Source organism: Aeromonas sp. S41-2, from assembly GCF_027705845.1.
In the GTDB taxonomy this organism is placed as follows: Bacteria; Pseudomonadota; Gammaproteobacteria; order Enterobacterales; family Aeromonadaceae; genus Aeromonas; species Aeromonas hydrophila.
On record NZ_JAPDCG010000002.1, the window covers coordinates 337,413 to 353,803 of the forward strand.

Annotated in this window: 13 protein-coding genes, 3 tRNA genes and 1 pseudogene; 12 read left to right on the top strand and 5 right to left on the bottom strand. The window is 62.5% G+C overall.

Annotated features, from left to right (window positions below; all coding sequences use genetic code 11):
- Positions 1–91 precede the first annotated feature (91 nt).
- Positions 92–1,282: an amino acid aminotransferase gene (locus OKC44_RS06075; RefSeq protein WP_044799700.1), complete on the top strand. Its 1,191-nt coding sequence runs from the start codon at positions 92–94 to the stop codon at positions 1,280–1,282.
- A 76-nt stretch (positions 1,283–1,358) separates the two neighbouring features.
- Here the strand turns inward: OKC44_RS06075 and OKC44_RS06080 are convergent, their stop codons facing one another.
- From OKC44_RS06080 to OKC44_RS06090, 3 genes are all read right to left on the bottom strand, one after another.
- On the bottom strand, positions 1,359–2,867 hold the full coding sequence (locus OKC44_RS06080) for a helicase HerA-like domain-containing protein (RefSeq protein ID WP_236766697.1): 1,509 nt from the start codon (positions 2,865–2,867) through the stop codon (positions 1,359–1,361).
- A 122-nt stretch (positions 2,868–2,989) separates the two neighbouring features.
- On the bottom strand, positions 2,990–3,484 hold the full coding sequence (locus tag OKC44_RS06085; RefSeq protein ID WP_045527395.1) for a DUF2062 domain-containing protein: 495 nt from the start codon (positions 3,482–3,484) through the stop codon (positions 2,990–2,992).
- The gene (locus tag OKC44_RS06090; protein ID WP_011706585.1) at positions 3,478–3,996 is read right to left on the bottom strand and encodes a DUF2062 domain-containing protein; all 519 of its coding nucleotides are present in this window, start codon (positions 3,994–3,996) and stop codon (positions 3,478–3,480) included. The genes OKC44_RS06085 and OKC44_RS06090 overlap by 7 nt, the downstream gene beginning before the upstream one ends.
- On the opposite strand from OKC44_RS06090, the gene OKC44_RS06095 reads away from it, so the two are divergent.
- The 11 genes from OKC44_RS06095 to OKC44_RS06145 all read left to right on the top strand — a co-directional run bounded on the left by OKC44_RS06095 (position 3,934) and on the right by OKC44_RS06145 (position 14,508).
- On the top strand, positions 3,934–6,225 hold the full coding sequence (locus OKC44_RS06095) for a DNA internalization-related competence protein ComEC/Rec2 (RefSeq protein WP_269154149.1): 2,292 nt from the start codon (positions 3,934–3,936) through the stop codon (positions 6,223–6,225). The two genes, OKC44_RS06090 and OKC44_RS06095, sit on opposite strands and share 63 nt — an antisense overlap.
- A gap of 188 nt (positions 6,226–6,413) precedes the next feature.
- On the top strand, positions 6,414–8,183 hold the full coding sequence (gene msbA, locus OKC44_RS06100) for a lipid A ABC transporter ATP-binding protein/permease MsbA (protein ID WP_011706583.1): 1,770 nt from the start codon (positions 6,414–6,416) through the stop codon (positions 8,181–8,183).
- The gene (gene lpxK, locus OKC44_RS06105; protein WP_139388138.1) at positions 8,183–9,184 is read left to right on the top strand and encodes a tetraacyldisaccharide 4'-kinase; all 1,002 of its coding nucleotides are present in this window, start codon (positions 8,183–8,185) and stop codon (positions 9,182–9,184) included. Before msbA ends, lpxK begins: the two co-directional genes overlap by 1 nt.
- A gap of 121 nt (positions 9,185–9,305) precedes the next feature.
- Entirely contained in the window at positions 9,306–9,494 is a 189-nt protein-coding gene (locus OKC44_RS06110) for a Trm112 family protein (protein ID WP_011706581.1), read from the top strand.
- Positions 9,491–10,252, top strand: a complete 762-nt coding sequence (kdsB, locus tag OKC44_RS06115) for a 3-deoxy-manno-octulosonate cytidylyltransferase (protein WP_236766699.1) — start codon at positions 9,491–9,493, stop codon at positions 10,250–10,252. The genes OKC44_RS06110 and kdsB overlap by 4 nt, the downstream gene beginning before the upstream one ends.
- A gap of 212 nt (positions 10,253–10,464) precedes the next feature.
- Positions 10,465–11,109, top strand: a complete 645-nt coding sequence (gene uvrY / locus OKC44_RS06120; protein WP_011706579.1) for a UvrY/SirA/GacA family response regulator transcription factor — start codon at positions 10,465–10,467, stop codon at positions 11,107–11,109.
- Between the two features lie 188 nt (positions 11,110–11,297).
- Positions 11,298–13,148 carry an excinuclease ABC subunit UvrC gene (gene uvrC, locus OKC44_RS06125; RefSeq protein ID WP_236766700.1) on the top strand — a complete coding sequence of 617 codons (1,851 nt, stop codon included), beginning with the start codon at positions 11,298–11,300 and terminating at the stop codon, positions 13,146–13,148.
- A gap of 312 nt (positions 13,149–13,460) precedes the next feature.
- Positions 13,461–14,015, top strand: a complete 555-nt coding sequence (gene pgsA / locus OKC44_RS06130; protein ID WP_011706577.1) for a CDP-diacylglycerol--glycerol-3-phosphate 3-phosphatidyltransferase — start codon at positions 13,461–13,463, stop codon at positions 14,013–14,015.
- Positions 14,016–14,196: 181 nt separating this feature from the next.
- Positions 14,197–14,272 (top strand) — tRNA-Gly (locus OKC44_RS06135).
- 34 nt (positions 14,273–14,306) lie between these two features.
- A tRNA-Cys gene (locus tag OKC44_RS06140) sits at positions 14,307–14,380 on the top strand.
- 41 nt (positions 14,381–14,421) lie between these two features.
- Positions 14,422–14,508: transfer RNA gene (locus OKC44_RS06145), tRNA-Leu, on the top strand.
- A gap of 229 nt (positions 14,509–14,737) precedes the next feature.
- Here the strand turns inward: OKC44_RS06145 and OKC44_RS22185 are convergent.
- Together OKC44_RS22185 and OKC44_RS22190 are read right to left on the bottom strand one after the other, a co-directional pair.
- Positions 14,738–15,175, bottom strand: coding sequence for a methyl-accepting chemotaxis protein (locus tag OKC44_RS22185; RefSeq protein WP_370736470.1), 438 nt, complete (start codon positions 15,173–15,175; stop codon positions 14,738–14,740).
- Positions 15,176–15,262: 87 nt separating this feature from the next.
- Positions 15,263–16,027, bottom strand: a pseudogene (locus tag OKC44_RS22190) (PAS domain-containing protein); the annotation flags it as partial.
- Positions 16,028–16,391: the final 364 nt, after the last annotated feature.

A 16,391-nucleotide genomic window follows, 5' to 3' on the forward strand; every position in this document is an offset into this window, starting at 1 on the left:
GCGCTTTTGTTTGCCACGTGTTTTGCGTGTCACGGACGGTGTGCCAACACGCTTTGCCAGCCAACGAACTCAACGGAATACAGGGAATACCATGTTTGAAAAGGTTGTTGCCGCCCCAGCGGATCCGATCCTGGGCCTGACCGAAGCCTTCCGTGCTGACTCTCGCAGCCACAAGATCAACCTGGGGGTCGGGATCTACAAGGATGAGACCGGTGCCACCCCCATTCTCCACTGCGTCAAGAAAGCCGAGCAGAAGCTCTTGACCGACGAGAAGACCAAGAATTACCTCGGTATCGAAGGCAATATCGAATATGGCCGCATCGTGCAGCAACTGCTGTTCGGGCAAGATTCTGCGCTGGTCGCCAGCGGCCGGGCCAAGACCGCTCAGGCGCCGGGCGGTACCGGTGCCCTGCGTATCGCCGCCGAGTTCGTGGTGCGTAACGGCCTAGCCAAGACCATCTGGATCTCCGATCCCACCTGGGCCAACCACGTCAGCGTGTTCCAGGCCGCGGGTCTGACCGTCAAGTGGTACAAGTACTACGATGCGGCCAGCAAGGGCCTCGACTTTGCCGCCATGCAGGCCTCGCTGGCTGAAGTGCAGGCAGGCGATCTGGTGCTGTTGCACGGCTGCTGCCACAACCCGACCGGTATTGACCCGACCGCTGATCAGTGGCGCGCACTGGCCAAGCAGAGTGCTGCCGCCGGCTGGTTGCCGCTGTTTGACTTCGCCTATCAGGGCTTTGCCCGTGGTATCGAAGAGGATGCCGAAGGTCTGCGCATCTTTGCCGAGTGCCACGACGAACTGCTGGTGGCGAGCTCCTTCTCCAAGAACTTCGGCCTCTACAACGAGCGGGTCGGCGCCTTCACTCTGGTCAGTGCGACCAAGGAGATTGCCGATGTGGCCTTTACTCAGGTCAAGACTGTCATTCGTGCCAACTACTCCAACCCGCCGTCACACGGCGCCGCCGTCGTCACCGCCGTGGTGAGCGATCCGGCCCTCTATGCCGAGTGGGTGGAAGAAGTGGCGGCGATGCGGGTGCGTATTCGCGAGATGCGTGAGCTGCTGGTGGAAAAACTGGCCGCGCGCGGCGTGAACCAGGACTTCAGCTTTATCCGCGAGCAGAACGGCATGTTCTCCTTCTCCGGTCTCTCCAAGGATCAGGTGGAGCGCCTCAAGAGCGAGTTTGCCATCTACATCGTCGGCTCGGGCCGGATCAGCGTGGCCGGTATCACCCGCGCCAACATAGATCCGCTGTGCGATGCCATCGCCAAGGTGTTGTAAGCACCACCATCGGCATCCGTTCAGTAAAAAGCCCGCCGGGGAGACCCGGCGGGCTTTTTCATTTCCTGGTGCGGTCTCAGCGACGGCGTTTGCCGCCCCCCAGCAGGGAGCCGAGGACGCCGCGTACCAGCTGGCGACCCACCTCGCTGCCGATGGTACGGGCCACGCTCTTGGCGGCGGTCTGCACCACGCCGTCGTGCTGGCCGCCACGGGGGCCGGTGCGGCCAAACAGGATGCCATTGAGGGCATCGAGCAGGCCGCCTTCCCCGCTGGATGACGGCTCGTTGCCTTGTTCGCCAGTGGTTGTCAGCTTGGCGCCGTTGAGCCGCTCGAAAGCCGACTCGCGATCCTCCGGCGTCTCGTAGCGGCCGTGCAGCAATGAGCCCTGAATGAGCGTCTGCCGCTCGGCGTCGCTCAAGGGGCCGATGCGGCTGGCCGGCGGGGCGATGAAGGCGCGCTCCACCATGCAGGGGCGCCCCTTCTCGTCGAGCAGAGAGACCAGCGCCTCGCCGACACCGAGTTCGGTGATGACGCCGGCGGCATCGAAGGCGGGGTTGGCCCGCAGGGTATTGGCGGCGATCCGCACCGCCTTCTGATCACTCGGGGTAAAGGCGCGCAGGGCGTGCTGCACCCGGTTGCCAAGCTGCCCCAGCACGCTGTCGGGGATGTCGGCCGGGCTCTGGGTCACGAAGTAGACGCCCACCCCTTTTGAGCGGATGAGCCGTACCACCAGTTCGATCTTCTCCAGCAGCGCCTTGGGGGCATCGTTGAACAGCAGGTGCGCCTCGTCGAAGAAGAACACCAGCACCGGCTTGTCGGGATCCCCTACCTCCGGCAACTGCTCGAACAGCTCGGAGAGCAGCCAGAGCAGGAAGCAGGCATAGAGGCGGCTGGATTGGGTCAGCTTGCTGGCGGCCAGCACATTGATATGGCCGTGGCCAGCCTCATCGGTCTGCAGCAGATCCTGAATGTCCAGCATGGGTTCGCCGAAAAAGTGATCGCCGCCCGCACTCTCCAGGGTGAGCAGGTTGCGCAGGATGGCGCCGATGGAGGCGGTGGAGACGTTGCCGTAACGGGTGGTGAGGGATTTGGCGTTGTCGCCGGCAAACTGCACCATGGCGCGCAGGTCTTTGAGATCGAGCAGCAGCAGCCCCTCGTCGTCCGCCACCTTGAACACCAGCTCCAGCACCCCGCTCTGGGTATCGTTGAGGCCGAGCAGGCGAGCGAGCAGCAGGGGTCCCATGTCGGAGACGGTGGCCCGCACCGGGTGGCCATGTTCGGCAAACAGATCCCAGAACAGGGTGGGGCTGGCGGCAAAGGCGGGGGCCGGAATGCCGAGCTGGGCCAGCCTGGCGTCCAGCTTGGCCGAGCCTGCCCCGGCGGCGCCCAGTCCACTCAGATCCCCCTTCACGTCGGCCAGAAAGACCGGCACACCGAGGCGGGAAAACCCCTCCGCCAGCACCTGCAGGGTGACGGTCTTGCCGGTACCTGTTGCGCCGGTGATGAGGCCGTGGCGATTGGCCATGGCCGGCAGCAGGGCGAGGGGATGACCATTGGCATGGGCCAGCGTGAGCGGTTCGGCCATGGTGGGCTCCTTGTGGCAAATGGGGGACGAAAAACAACGGGTTACAAGGAGTGTGGTGGCAGGATCCGGGGATGGCAAGGCAGTGCCTCGTCAGCGCGCCAGAGGTTGACGAGGCGGGCGGGCTAGCGACTACGGACCAGCTTGCCGAGGCGCAACAGCAGCAGGGTGAGGAGGCCGCCGGTGGCGGCGGTCAGCACCGCCAGCAGCAGGCTGCCGAGCAGGAAGGGGGGCACCAGGGTGGCCGCCTCGTGCTCCAGCCAGTGCAGGGTCCAGCTGAGGTGAAACGGTTCCGGCGTCTTGTGCAGCACCAGACAACCGGTGCGATAGGCGTAGAGGTACATGAAGGGCAGGGTCAGCGGGTTGTTGAACCAGACTGCCAGCAGCGCCAGCGGCAGGTTGAGGCTGAACGCCAGCGCCAGCCCGACCGCGATGAGTGAATGCATGGGGATGGGAAACCAGCAGGCGAAGATGCCGGCCGCCACCGCCCCGCTCAGGGCGCGCGGCCCCCCTTGCCAAAGGGCGGGGGCGAGCAGGCGCTCGCCAAACAGGGAGAACCACTTCTGCTGGCGCAGGGTATCGGGGTCAATCTTGAAGCGGGCAAACCAGCGATTCAGCATGCGCGGGCCACCTTGCGTTTCTGCCACTGGCGCACGGTGCTGATGCGCCAGCAGGTACGAATGAGGGCGTAGCCGATGAGGGAGCTGAGCAGGGCAAGTACCAGCGAACCCAGCAGCAGCGGCGGGGCCACGGTCTCGAACACCGACACCAGCCAGGCCCAGGTGAACTCGATCTCGATGTGCTGGGAGGATTGCCCCAGCAGCTGGCAGCCGGTCAGATAGGCACCGTAGAACAGTGGCGGCATGGTAAAGGGGTTGGAGAGCCAGACCAGGGCTACCGAGAGCGGCAGGTTGACCCGGCAGGCAATGGCGCCGCCGGCCGCCAGCAACATCTGGCAGGGGAGCGGCACCCAGGCCATGAACAGCCCCACCGCGAAGGCACCGGCCGCCGAGCGCCGATTGAGGTGCCACAGGTTGGCATCCAGCAGCAGCTTGCCAAACAGCCGCAAGTGCTTGTGTTCCTTGAGTGTCGCCGGATCAGGCAGCCAGCGTTGTATGAGTCGTTTGGGCATATTGAAACCTTGCTAAATACTTGCACCATGGATCTGCGTCTGTTGTCGTTTGCCCTCGGGGCAAGCTCCTCACTGCTTTGGCCATGGTTGCCTTCATGGGAATGGGGTGGCCTGATGCTGCTGCTCGCGTTCCCCCTGGCCGGTTACCGCTGCTGGCGGCTGCTGTTTTTGCTGTGCGGCATCCTCTGGATGCAGGGGAGTTTGCACTACCGGCTTGCCTGGCTGGATCAGCTCGGCAAAAAAACGAGCCACATCATAACCGCACTGCTGCAAAGTGCAGAACCCGAGGGCGATAAATTTATCCGGCTGGTGCTGCGGGTGAACAGGCTCGACGAGCAGGCGCTCACTCCGGCGCTGCTGGTGCGCATCAATGCCTATCAGGCGCTGCCCGCCATGACGGCAGGCAGTCGCCTCACGCTAGTGGTCTCTCTCAAACCGGCCCACGGCCTGGCCAACGAGGCGGGGATGGATGGGCGGCGCCTGCTGCTCGGCAAGGGGATCACCGCCACCGGCAACCTGCGCCGGGTGATCCAGATTGAACCGGCGCAGATGGGGCTGCGTGAGCGCTGGTTGGCCCGCGCTGCCGCCAGCTGGCAGGAGCTGAGCCAGGGCCCGCTGCTGGCGGCGCTCACCTTCGGCGAGCAGGGCGGCATCACGGATGAGCAGTGGAGCCTGTTTCGCGGCAGCGGGCTGACCCACATCATCGCCATCTCGGGACAGCACATCGCGCTGGTGGCGGTGCTCGGCTGGTGGCTGGGGCGGCTGTTCGGGCTGCGGGGGGCGATTCTGGTCGCCCTGCTGTTTGCCGCCCTCTACAGTTGGCTGGCGGGTTTTGCGGTGGCCACCGAACGGGCCCTCATCATGGTGCTGGTGTGGAGTCTGCTGCGCTGGCGACGGCGGGAGTGGCCGGCCCATCGCATCTGGTTGTGGGCCTTCGTGGTGCTCACGCTCTGGGATCCCTTCGCCCTCTACTCGGCCGGATTCTGGCTCTCCTTCCTGGCGGTGGCCCTGCTGCTGGTGGCGAGCCTGCTGGAGGCCAAACCCGGGCTCATTCGCCTGCAGGGCTTGTTGCTGCTGGGGCTGCTGCCGCTGCAACTGGCGCTGTTCGAGGGGATTGCCCCGCTGTCGCTGCTGCTCAATCTGCTGGCACTGCCGCTCTTTTGCATCGGCATCATACCGCTGGCGCTTATCGGGGTGCTGCTGGCGCCGCTTTCAGGGGAGCTGGCCCACCTGCTGTTCTGGCTGGCCGATGTCGGTCTGCAGTGGGTGTTGTGGGCGTTGACCCGGCTGGCCAGCCAGTGGCAGCTCTGGTGGCTGGTGCCGGGCTGGGTACTGCCGTTCACGGCGCTGCTGACCCTGCTCTGGTGCGCCTGGCATGTGCCGGGCGGCCGTCCGCTGCTGTTGCCGGGGGGCGTGGCCCTGCTGCTGGCGGCCTGGCCGGCACCGACCCACTGGCAACTGAGGGTGCTGGACGTGGGGCAGGGGCTGGCGGTACTGATCACCCGAGGTGAGCGCGGCATCCTCTTCGACACCGGCGATCGCTACCCGGGCGGCTACAACATGGCGGATGCCGTGATCCTGCCCTTGCTCAACCGGCTCGATGTGCGGGTGCTGGATTATCTGGTCATCAGTCACAAGGACCGGGATCACGCCGGCAATCGGCGCGCCATCCTGCAGGCCCTGCCGGTACGCCACGAGCTCTCATCATTCGACTTTGGCCGCTTCACGGCCCTGTGCCGGCGCGGCCAGCAGTGGCGCTGGCAGGGGCTCGAGATGACGGTGCTCTGGCCGCAGCAACCGGGGCGTGGTCACAACAACGATGGCTGTGTGCTGCAGATCCGCGACGGGGAGCACCGCATCCTGCTCAGTGCCGACATCGAGCGGCAGGCGGAGCAGCGGCTGCTGGCGCTGGAAGGGGAGGGGCTTGCCAGCACCCTGCTGGTGAGCCCTCACCACGGCAGCCGCACCTCCTCCACGGCACCCTTCGTGGCGGCGGTGGCCCCCCGCTATGTGGTGCACAGCGCCGGCTTCATGAACCAGTGGGGATTTCCCCGCCCCGAGGTGGTGGCCCGCTACCAGGAGGCGCAGCAATGGGTCACCGGGCTGGACGGAGAAATTCTGGTCGAGCCTGCGCCAGGTGAGCTGCGGATCCGGGCCGAGCGGGAGCAGGGCCCCTGGTTTCGCCGCAAGGGTGACTGGTGGCGGCCTGCATTCTGGCCTGATCGCTGAGCGTAAACCCGGCTTTGGCTGGGAGAACGACCGTCATTTCCCGCCTTGGTGATGGGCACCGCTTGGTGTAATCCTGCGCTTTGGCTGGGATAACGACCGTCATTTCCCGCCTTGGTGATGGGCACCGCTTGGTGTAATCCTGCGCTTTGGCTAGAATAGCCCGTCATTTCCCTTATTAACGGCTATTCATGCAACAAGAAACCTCACAAGACAGCTGGCCCGTCTTCAAGCGTCTGCTCGGTTATGTCCGGGATCGCAAGCTTGGCCTGATCGGCGGCATCATCGGCATGCTGGGCTACGCCGCCGTGGATACCACCTTCGTCTATTCCATCAAGCCGCTGATCGACCAGGGGATCAACGGCAACGATCCGACCGTGCTCAAGTGGATGCCCTTCTTCGTTCTGGGTATCGTGGCCCTGCGCGGCGTCGCCAATTTCCTCTCCAACTACTGCATGGCCTGGGTCGGCAACCACGTGGTGATGCGTCTGCAGCAGCAGGTGTTCAATCACATGGTGGCGATGCCGATGAGCTTCTTCGACCGCCAGAACACCGGTCACCTGCTCTCCAAGGTGACCTATGACGCCAGCCAAGTTTCCTCGGCCGCCAGTACCACCTTGGTCACCCTGGTGCGGGAAGGGGCGACCGTGATCGGCCTGCTCGGTCTGATGTTCTGGCACTCCTGGCAGCTGTCGGTGATCTTCCTGGTAGTGGGGCCCGTGGTGGGTATCATCATCGGCCTCATCAGCCGCCGTTTCCGGCAGATCAGCCGCCACATCCAGCAGGCGGTGGGTGACATCACCACCTCTACCGAGCAGATGCTCAAGGGGCACAAAGAGGTGCTGATGTTCGGTGGCCAGAAGGTGGAAGAGAAGCGCTTCTTCAAGGTCAGCAACAACATGCGCCAGCAGACCATGAAGATGGTCGCCGCCGACGCCATCGGCAGCCCGGTGGTGCAGATGGTTGCCTCCATCGCGCTGGCGGCCTTCCTCTATGTTGCCACCATCGACAGCGTGCGCAGCGAGCTGACTGCTGGCACCTTCACCGTCATGATCACCTCCATGATGATGCTGCTCAAGCCGCTGAAAAGCCTGACCGACGTCAACAACCAGTTCCAGCGCGCCATTACCGCTTGCCACAGCCTGTTCGGCCTGCTCGACACCGAGCCGGAGCAGGATACCGGTACCCGTACCCTAGAGCGCGCCCGCGGCGAGATCGAGTTTCGCAACGTCACCTTCACCTACCCGACCAAGGACACCCCGGCGCTGCACAACGTCAGCTTCAAGGTGGAGGCGGGCAAATCGGTGGCGTTGGTGGGGCGTTCCGGCTCCGGCAAGAGTACCATCGCCAGCCTGTTGACCCGCTTCTACGACATCGAACAGGGGGAGATCCTGCTGGATGGCGTCAATATCCGCGATTACCGCCTGAGCGAGCTGCGCAAGCAGTACGCCCTGGTCTCCCAGCATGTCCACCTGTTCAACGACACGGTGGCGAGCAACATCGCCTACGCCGCGGAAGAGAAATACAGCCTCGACGAGATCAAGCAGGCGGCCCGCATCGCCCACGCCGACGAGTTCGTCAGCAAGATGAGCAACGGTTATGACACCGTGGTCGGCGAGAACGGCGCGTCGCTCTCCGGCGGTCAGCGTCAGCGTATCGCCATCGCCCGCGCCCTGCTGCGCGATGCCCCCGTGCTGCTGCTGGATGAAGCGACCTCGGCGCTGGATACCGAGTCCGAGCGCCACATCCAGGCGGCCATCGACGAGCTGTGCAAGGCGCGCACCTCGCTGGTGATCGCTCACCGCCTCTCCACCATCGAGAAGGCGGACGAGATCCTGGTGATCGATGAAGGCCATATCGTCGAGCGCGGCAACCACGCGGCGCTGATGGCCCAGCAGGGTACCTATGCCCAGCTGCGCGCCATCCAGTTCGGCCATGCCACCGCAGGTGGCAACGCCTGATGCTGGAGCGGCTCTGGTATGCAAAGAGTGGCTGGCGCTGGTTGCTGGCCCCCTTTGCCCTGCTGTTTGCCATCATCAGCGGCACCCGCCGCTATGCCTATCGCCACGGCTGGCGCAAGGGGTATCGCTCCTCCTTGCCGGTGATCGTGGTGGGCAATATCTCGGTGGGCGGCAACGGCAAGACCCCGGTAGTGGTCTGGCTGGTGGAGCAGTTGCAGGCCCGCGGCTATCGCCCCGGGGTGGTGAGCCGCGGCTATGGCGGCAAGGCGCCCCATTACCCGTACCGGCTCGATGCTGCCAGCACCACGGCGCAGGCGGGGGATGAACCGGTACTGATTGCCCGGCGCTGCGGCTGCCCGGTGGTGGTTGACCCGAAACGGGCCGATGCGGTACGTCTGTTGGAGCAGAGCGGCGAAGTGGACATCATCATCACCGACGACGGCCTGCAGCACTATGCGCTGGCCCGGGACATCGAGCTGGTGGTGGTGGATGGGGCGCGTCGTTTCGGCAACGGCTGCCTGTTGCCCATGGGGCCGCTGCGCGAGCCGATCACCCGGCTCAAGCGGGTGGACGCCATCATCTGCAACGGCGGCGAGCCGGGGCGGGGAGAGTATCCGATGAGGCTGGTGGCCGACGTTCCCCGCCGGGTGTGCGACGAGGCCCCGCTGGCCACGCCGCTGGCGGGCCCGGTCGACGCGCTGGCGGGAATTGGTCATCCGCCCCGTTTCTTCGCCACTCTCGAGGGGCTCGGTTACCAGCTGGATCAGCGGGTGGCCTACGGCGATCACCACCCCTTCGATCGGGACGAGCTGGTGGGCCGCTTTGCCGGCAAGCCGCTGCTGATGACCGAGAAGGATGCGGTCAAGTGCCGCTCCTTTGCCCTCGACAACTGGTGGTATCTGCCGGTCAGCGCCGAGTTGCCCGCCTCCCTGCTCGATACCCTGTTGCACAAGCTGGGGGCGAGCGGGAAGGGGCAAGGCGCAACCAAGGCACAAGGTTAATCTCTCTCGCCCGCGTGGGGGAGCAGGGGCTTATCATGCCCCGCATGAAATATCTGGTTGCTCGACATCCATCGCCGGCGTGATGAAACCGCTGGCGCGACATCGTTGAAGGAGTATCGTTTTGGCTTTGGACATCAAGTTGCTCGACATCATTGCCTGCCCGGTTTGCAAGGGCAAGCTGCACTACAACAAGGCCGTGCATGAACTGGTCTGCCGTTTCGACAAGCTGGCCTATCCGCTGGAGGAGGGGATCCCGGTGCTGCTGGAGAACCGCGCCCGTCCGCTCAGCAGCGACGAGCTGTCGTCATGAGCTTCGTCGTCGTCATTCCGGCCCGCTACGCCTCCACCCGGCTGCCGGGCAAGCCGCTGGCCGACATCCACGGCAAGCCCATGGTGCAGCACGTGGTGGAAAAAGCCCTGCAGTCGGGCGCCGATCGGGTGATCGTCGCCACCGATGACGAGCGGGTGCAGCAGGCGCTGGCCGCCTGCGCCGGGCAGGCCGGTTTCGAGGTGTGCATGACCTCGAAGGATCATCAGTCCGGTACCGAGCGCTTGGCCGAGGTGTGCCGTCACTACGGCTTTGCCGCCGACACCATAGTGGTCAACGTGCAGGGGGACGAGCCGCTCATTCCGCCGGTCATCATCCGTCAAGTGGCGGACAACCTGGCCTCCGCCACGGCGCCCATGGCCACCCTGTCGGTGCCGATCCAGGACGCCGAAGAGGTGTTCAACCCGAACGCCGTCAAGGTGGTGACCGACCAGGAGGGCTACGCGCTCTACTTCAGTCGCGCCTCCATTCCGTGGGATCGGGATCGCTTTGCCGCGAATCGCGAGCAGATTGGCGATCACTACCAGCGCCACATCGGCATCTACGCCTATCGCGCCGGCTTCATCCAGCGTTATGTGGACTGGGCGCCGAGCCTGCTCGAGCAGATCGAAGCGCTGGAGCAGCTGCGGGTGCTCTGGTACGGGGAGAAGATCCACGTGGCCCAGGCGCTCGAGGCGCCGCCGGTCGGGGTGGATACCCAGGCCGATCTGGACAAGGTGCGCGCGCTGCTGGCGAACTGATGCCGACAACAGCAAAAATGACTCTGAACGGTGCCTGCGGGCGCCGTTTTTTGTGTTTAATCTTTATATAATTATTTGATTCAAAACACCATTTATGAGCACTTTCAAACTTTTCCCGGCCATGGTTTGCCAAATCAGCGAGTTTGGTTATGATGCAAGACGCCGTGTTAACCCTAACTGGCATATAACGAGATAAAAAACGGGGTGTTTGGGTGATTAATGTATTCCTGGTCGATGATCATGAGTTGGTGCGTACAGGGATAAGACGCATTCTGGAAGATGTCCGCGGGATCAAGGTGGTGGGCGAGGCGCAGAGCGGGGAAACCGCAGTCACTTTCTGTCGTCAGCACCATCCCGACGTGATCCTGATGGACATGAACATGCCGGGCATCGGCGGCCTGGAGGCGACCCGCAAGATCCTGCGGATCCGGCCCGATGTGCGCATCATAGTGCTGACCATTCATTCAGAAAATCCGTTCCCGACCAAGGTGATGCAGGCGGGTGCCGCCGGCTATCTCACCAAGGGGGCCGCGCCGGACGAGATGATCCACGCCATTCGCCTGGTCCACTCCGGTCAGCGTTACATCTCCCCGGAGATCGCCCAGCAGATGGCCCTGAGCCAGTTTGCCTCGGCCGACGAGAACCCCTTCAAGTCCCTCTCCGAGCGCGAGCTGCAGATCATGATGATGATCACCAAGGGGCAGAAGGTGACCGATATTTCCGAACAGCTCAACCTGAGCCCGAAAACGGTCAACAGCTACCGCTACCGGTTGTTCAGCAAGCTCAACATCAATGGCGATGTGGAGCTGACTCATCTGGCCATTCGCTATGGCATGCTGGATGCCGATACCCTGTAACGGGCGGCGTGTAGCCATCAAAGGCGGCCTGTGCCGCCTTTTTGCTTTTTGCCGGTCTGGCGCAGTATGCTCTGTGCCGTCTTCTGCTTTCATCCGTTGAGCTAGGTTTCCGATGAGTCTCTCTTTCAATCTTCCGTTTGCCGCGATCCCCCAGATCCAGCGCCTCGATCCCCGTTGCCGGAGCCAGCATGACCTCGTCTGAACCCCTCTTCGACAGCAAGGCGTTTCTCAGTGCTGTCACCCACCAGAGCGGTGTCTACCGCATGTACGACAGCGGCGGCACCGTCATCTACGTGGGCAAGGCCAAGGATCTGAAAAAACGGCTCGCCTCCTACTTTCGGGCCAACGTCGACAGCATCAAGACCCGCACCCTGGTGCGCCAGATCGCCGACGTGCAGGTGACTGTCACCCACACCGAGACCGAGGCGTTGATCCTCGAGCACAACCTCATCAAGCAGTACCAGCCTCGCTACAACGTGCTGCTGCGCGACGACAAGTCCTACCCCTGGATCATCATCACCGCGCACCAGCACCCGCGCATCGGCGTCCATCGCGGTGCCCGCAAGGTGAAGGGGGAGTACTTCGGCCCGTACCCCTCCGGCGGTGCGGTGCGCGAGAGCCTGCACCTGATGCAGAAGATCTTCCCGGTGCGCCAGTGCGAGGATGCGGTCTATGCCAACCGCAGCCGCCCGTGTCTGCTCTACCAGCTCAAGCGCTGTGCCGGCCCCTGCGTGGCCGGGCTGGTGAGCGAGGCCGAATATGCCCAGCAGGTTGAGCTGGCCAAGCTGTTTCTGGCGGGCAAGAACCAGCAGGTGATAGGCGAGCTGGTGGGCAAGATGGAGTCCGCCAGCGGCGATCTGCGCTTTGAGGAGGCGGCCCGCTACCGGGATCAGATCCAGGCGCTGCGCCGGGTGACCGAGCAGCAGTCGGTGAGCGGCAACGTGCTGGACGAACTCGACGTGGTGGGGGTGGCCTTCGAGCAGGGGACCGCCTGCATCCACGTGCTCTTCATCCGCCAGGGCAAGGTGCTGGGCTCGCGTAGCTACTTCCCGAAAGTGCCGGCCGATACCCAGCTCGACGAGGTGGTGCAATCCTTCCTGTTGCAGTTTTATCTGTCGGGGCAGGGGGGGCGGCAGATCCCGAGCGAGGTGCTGCTGGACGTGGCGCTCGAAGACGAGAACGTCATCGCCGAGACCCTGAGCCAGACCGCCGGCTACAAGGTGCGGGTGGTGAGCCGTACCCGCGCCGAGCGGGCCCGCTTCATCAAGCTTGCCTCCATCAACGCCCAGACCGCGCTGCGCTCGCGGCTCGCCCACAAGAGCACCACCACCGCCCGCTACGACCAGCTGGAGGAGCTGCTGGAGCTGGAGTGCCCCATCGCCCGCATGGAGTGCTTCGATATCTCCCACACCATGGGGGAGCGCACCGTGGCCTCCTGCGTGGTGTTCAACCGGGAGGGACCGCTCTCATCGGAATATCGCCGCTTCAACATCGACGGCATCACCGGCGGCGATGACTACGCCGCCATGGAGCAGGCGCTGGAACGCCGCTTTGGCAAGCAGCAGGAGCCGGACAAGGTGCCGGACGTGCTGTTTATCGACGGCGGTCTCGGCCAGCTGCGCCGCGCCGAGGAGATCCTGGCCCGTCAGCTGGAGTTTCTGGGGGGCAAATATCCGCTCTTGGTGGGCATCGCCAAGGGGGTGACCCGCAAGGCGGGGCTGGAGACCCTGATCCTGGGGGAGAGTCACGAAGAGCTGCATTTGCCAGCAGATATGCCCGCCTTGCACCTTATTCAGCACATTCGCGATGAATCCCACCGGTTTGCCATCACCGGCCACCGCGCCAGACGGGCGAAAGCCCGCACCACCAGTACTCTGGAGGACATTCCGGGGGTGGGGCCGAAACGGCGGCAGGCGCTGCTCAAGTACCTGGGCGGGCTGCAGGAGGTGAAAAAAGCCGGAGTGGAGGAGCTCGCCAAGGTGCCAGGCATCAGCCAGGAGCTGGCCCAGTCCATCCACGACGCCCTGCACTCGCTCTAGCCATTGGTAGCCGAGAGGGGGGCATGCGCCTCCATGTTGTCCATGTTGCCCCTGTTTGCCCTGACGGCAAACAGGGGCTGTCGCCCAAGAAATCGGCAAGGGGCGAGTTGAGTCACATCATTCACTCTGGGTTCATTCACTTCGGGGATCCCGGCACACAAGAGCCGTGACGCAGGGGGCCCGTAAATGCCATAATGGCCCGCATCCTGAGGTTGTTGATGGATTCATAGACCAAGGCGGGCGCCTGTCCGGTTGCATCCGTGATCGGCTTGGGGCTACCATGTAGCGGCATACAAGAAGTGGCTGAAAATAATGACAAATATTCCTAATCTGCTGACGTTTTTTCGGATCTTGCTCATCCCCGTCTTCGTCATCCTGTTCTACCTTCCCTATCAGTGGTCCTATCTGGCGGCGGCCATCGTCTTCATCCTGGCGGCGGCGACCGACTGGTTTGACGGTTACCTTGCCCGCAAGCTGAATCAGTCCACTGCCTTCGGTGCCTTCCTCGATCCGGTGGCCGACAAGATCATGGTGGCGGCGGCGCTGGTGGTGATCGTCGAGCACTACAACACCATCTGGGTGACCATTCCTGCCATGACCATGATTGGCCGCGAGATCATCATCTCCGCCCTGCGCGAGTGGATGGCCGAGCTGGGCAAGCGCTCCTCGGTGGCGGTGAGCTGGATTGGCAAATGGAAGACCATGATCCAGATGGTGTCGCTCACCGGTCTCATCTGGCAGTACGACATCTGGATGGTGTGGCTCGCCTATGTGCTGCTCTATGTGGCCACCGTGCTCACCTTCTGGTCCATGTTCCAGTACATGAAGGCCGCCTGGGGCGATCTGACCTACCACTCCCGCTTCTAGTCTGCGTTGGCACTAAGCACCGTTTCCCCGCACTTGGGGCAGGGAAACGGTCGTGAACGTTGAAAATGCAGGAAAAGGGCAAAAAACACCCGAACGATCAGGGTATTAAACATTTTTGGTTGACTGGGCGAGGAACATCGCTAGAATGCGTCCTCGTAGTCAGGCAGTCAGCCAGACCATTGCGGGAATAGCTCAGTTGGTAGAGCACGACCTTGCCAAGGTCGGGGTCGCGAGTTCGAGTCTCGTTTCCCGCTCCAAATTCAGACAAGAGAGAGTTTTTCTCTTTTGCATGGCGCGTTAGCAAAGCGGTTATGCAGCGGATTGCAAATCCGTTTAGTCCGGTTCGACTCCGGAACGTGCCTCCATATTGACAAGCCCGCGGCGCGAGCTTGATACCGATTACGGTGCCCGAGTGGTGAAATCGGTAGACACAAGGGATTTAAAATCCCTCGACGTTCGCGTCGTGCCGGTTCGATTCCGGCCTCGGGCACCATTAAAATCAAAGAGTTACGAAGGCCGCTAGCAATAGCGGCCTTTTTGTTTTCCCCCAGTGTCCACATTTGAACCACACAGATTTATTCCGGTAGCTCGTCGAGTTTCACCTCGAGCTGCCGGCGGTTGGTGCAGCCCTGGTTGGTGAGGTCGTGTACCACCTGGATGAGCAGCCAGTCGGCCTCGTCTATCAGGAAGTTGAGCTCCTAAGGTGACCCTCGCTGCTTTTTCTAGAGTTCCGAGATGATGGTCGACACTTCTTCGGCGCCATTTCTTATCTCTTGCATCACTTTTGCGACGTCATCGATCTGCCTTTGTCCATGGATGGCGCCATCAGCCGCGGATTGGATCTGTTCGCTTACCTGATGGGTGAGCTGCTGGTTCTGGCTGACCACGCTCGCTATCTCGTTGGTGGATTGAGAGGTTCTTGCCGCCAGTTGACGAACTTCATCAGCCACGACGGCAAAGCCTCTGCCTTGTTCACCGGCTCGTGCGGCTTCGATGGCGGCGTTGAGTGCCAGCAGGTTGGTCTGATCTGCAATGCTGCTGATGGTTGAAACGATGGCGGTGATATTTTGAGATTGGGCATGCAGCTTGCTCATCAGCGAACTGGCATTTTCCATCTGGGTGACGATGTTGTCAGAGGTGGAGACGACGGTGGTCAGCATGTCCTCACCCTTGATGGCGGAAGCCTTGGTGGTGACGGAGGTTTCGTTGGCCACTTTGGCCACATTTTGCACGGCCTGATCTTTTTTGATTTGCGAGGTGATGTTGGAGGCGAACTTGATGACCTTGATCACCTTGCCATGGCTGCCCCGCACTGCGTTGTAGGTCGCTTCCAGCCAGATTTCATGACCTTGCTTGTCAAAGCGCTGAAAGCGACCTGATTTGAAGGTTCCCTGAGCCAGTTCCTGCCAGAAGTCAGGGTGTTCCCGATAAAACGACTCATCACAGAACATGCGATGCTGACGACCTTTTATTTCATCGAGTCGATAGCCCATGGTGTCGAGAAAATTGCGGTTGGCGTTGATGATGACGCCGTTTGGCTCAAACTCGATGACCGCAAGGGAGCGGTCCAGCGCTTCGAATATCGCTTTCTGTGTCATGAGCAGGTCATGTTGCAAGGTCACATCGGAGGCGATTTTAACGACTTTGTTGACCTTGCCATCCTGGCTGACCGGGAAGTAGGTCGCTTCCAGCCAGATTTCCTGGCCGTGCTTGCCGACTCGCTGGAAGGTACCCTGCTGGCTGTGGCCATTGGCCAGCTTCCTCCAGAATTCCCGATAGGAGGGGGAGTCAGAGTCCTCTTTTCGACAGAAGATGGCATGGTGCTGCCCCACGATCTCCTTGAGGCTGTAGCCGACGGTGCTGAGGAACAGCGGGCTGGCATCGAGGATATGGCCCTCGGGGGTGAATTCGATCATCGGCAGGTGACCATGCATGGCGTGGTTCAGCGCCTCGCTCTGCAAGGCCCTTGCTCTTTCCGCTGCCAGCTCGTTCTTGAGTTTTGCGTTGAACATAGAAACTCCCCAACCAGGTCAAATCATTCAATGAGCCTTCAATCCACCTCTTACACCTTGCAGGCATAAGGCTCCGCTTGTGAGTGCAACACCCGCCGACCACTGACTCGAGCTACTCCATACAAAAACCAGGCCTAATACGCCATGGTGCGCCAACGGATGGTGTTGACCCCTGAGCTGGGTACCTGCCAATAGTGTGTTGATCGTCAATATGGCCGGCGTTGGCGGCGGCTCACCCCAGGTCGGGAAGCCGCGTCTGTGAGCCAAGCATGGTAAAGGGAGCTAAACCGATCAGGGAAAGGCGTGATGGTCCGAGGGAGCGACTCGAGCAGAAAAAGCCGCTTTCATTGCAGTTTGCATTGCG

Bases quoted from the DNA above. Each gene is read 5' to 3' on its own strand.
- kdsB (WP_236766699.1), top strand. From the start codon at position 9,491: ATGAGCTTCGTCGTCGTCATTCCGGCCCGCTACGCCTCCACCCGGCTG.
- pgsA (WP_011706577.1), top strand. From the start codon at position 13,461: ATGACAAATATTCCTAATCTGCTGACGTTTTTTCGGATCTTGCTCATC.
- OKC44_RS06080 (WP_236766697.1), bottom strand. From the start codon at position 2,867: ATGGCCGAACCGCTCACGCTGGCCCATGCCAATGGTCATCCCCTCGCC.
- uvrC (WP_236766700.1), top strand. From the start codon at position 11,298: ATGACCTCGTCTGAACCCCTCTTCGACAGCAAGGCGTTTCTCAGTGCT.
- msbA (WP_011706583.1), top strand. From the start codon at position 6,414: ATGCAACAAGAAACCTCACAAGACAGCTGGCCCGTCTTCAAGCGTCTG.
- OKC44_RS22185 (WP_370736470.1), bottom strand. From the start codon at position 15,175: ATGCTGACCACCGTCGTCTCCACCTCTGACAACATCGTCACCCAGATG.
- OKC44_RS06085 (WP_045527395.1), bottom strand. From the start codon at position 3,484: ATGCTGAATCGCTGGTTTGCCCGCTTCAAGATTGACCCCGATACCCTG.
- lpxK (WP_139388138.1), top strand. From the start codon at position 8,183: ATGCTGGAGCGGCTCTGGTATGCAAAGAGTGGCTGGCGCTGGTTGCTG.
- OKC44_RS06090 (WP_011706585.1), bottom strand. From the start codon at position 3,996: ATGCCCAAACGACTCATACAACGCTGGCTGCCTGATCCGGCGACACTC.
- OKC44_RS06075 (WP_044799700.1), top strand. From the start codon at position 92: ATGTTTGAAAAGGTTGTTGCCGCCCCAGCGGATCCGATCCTGGGCCTG.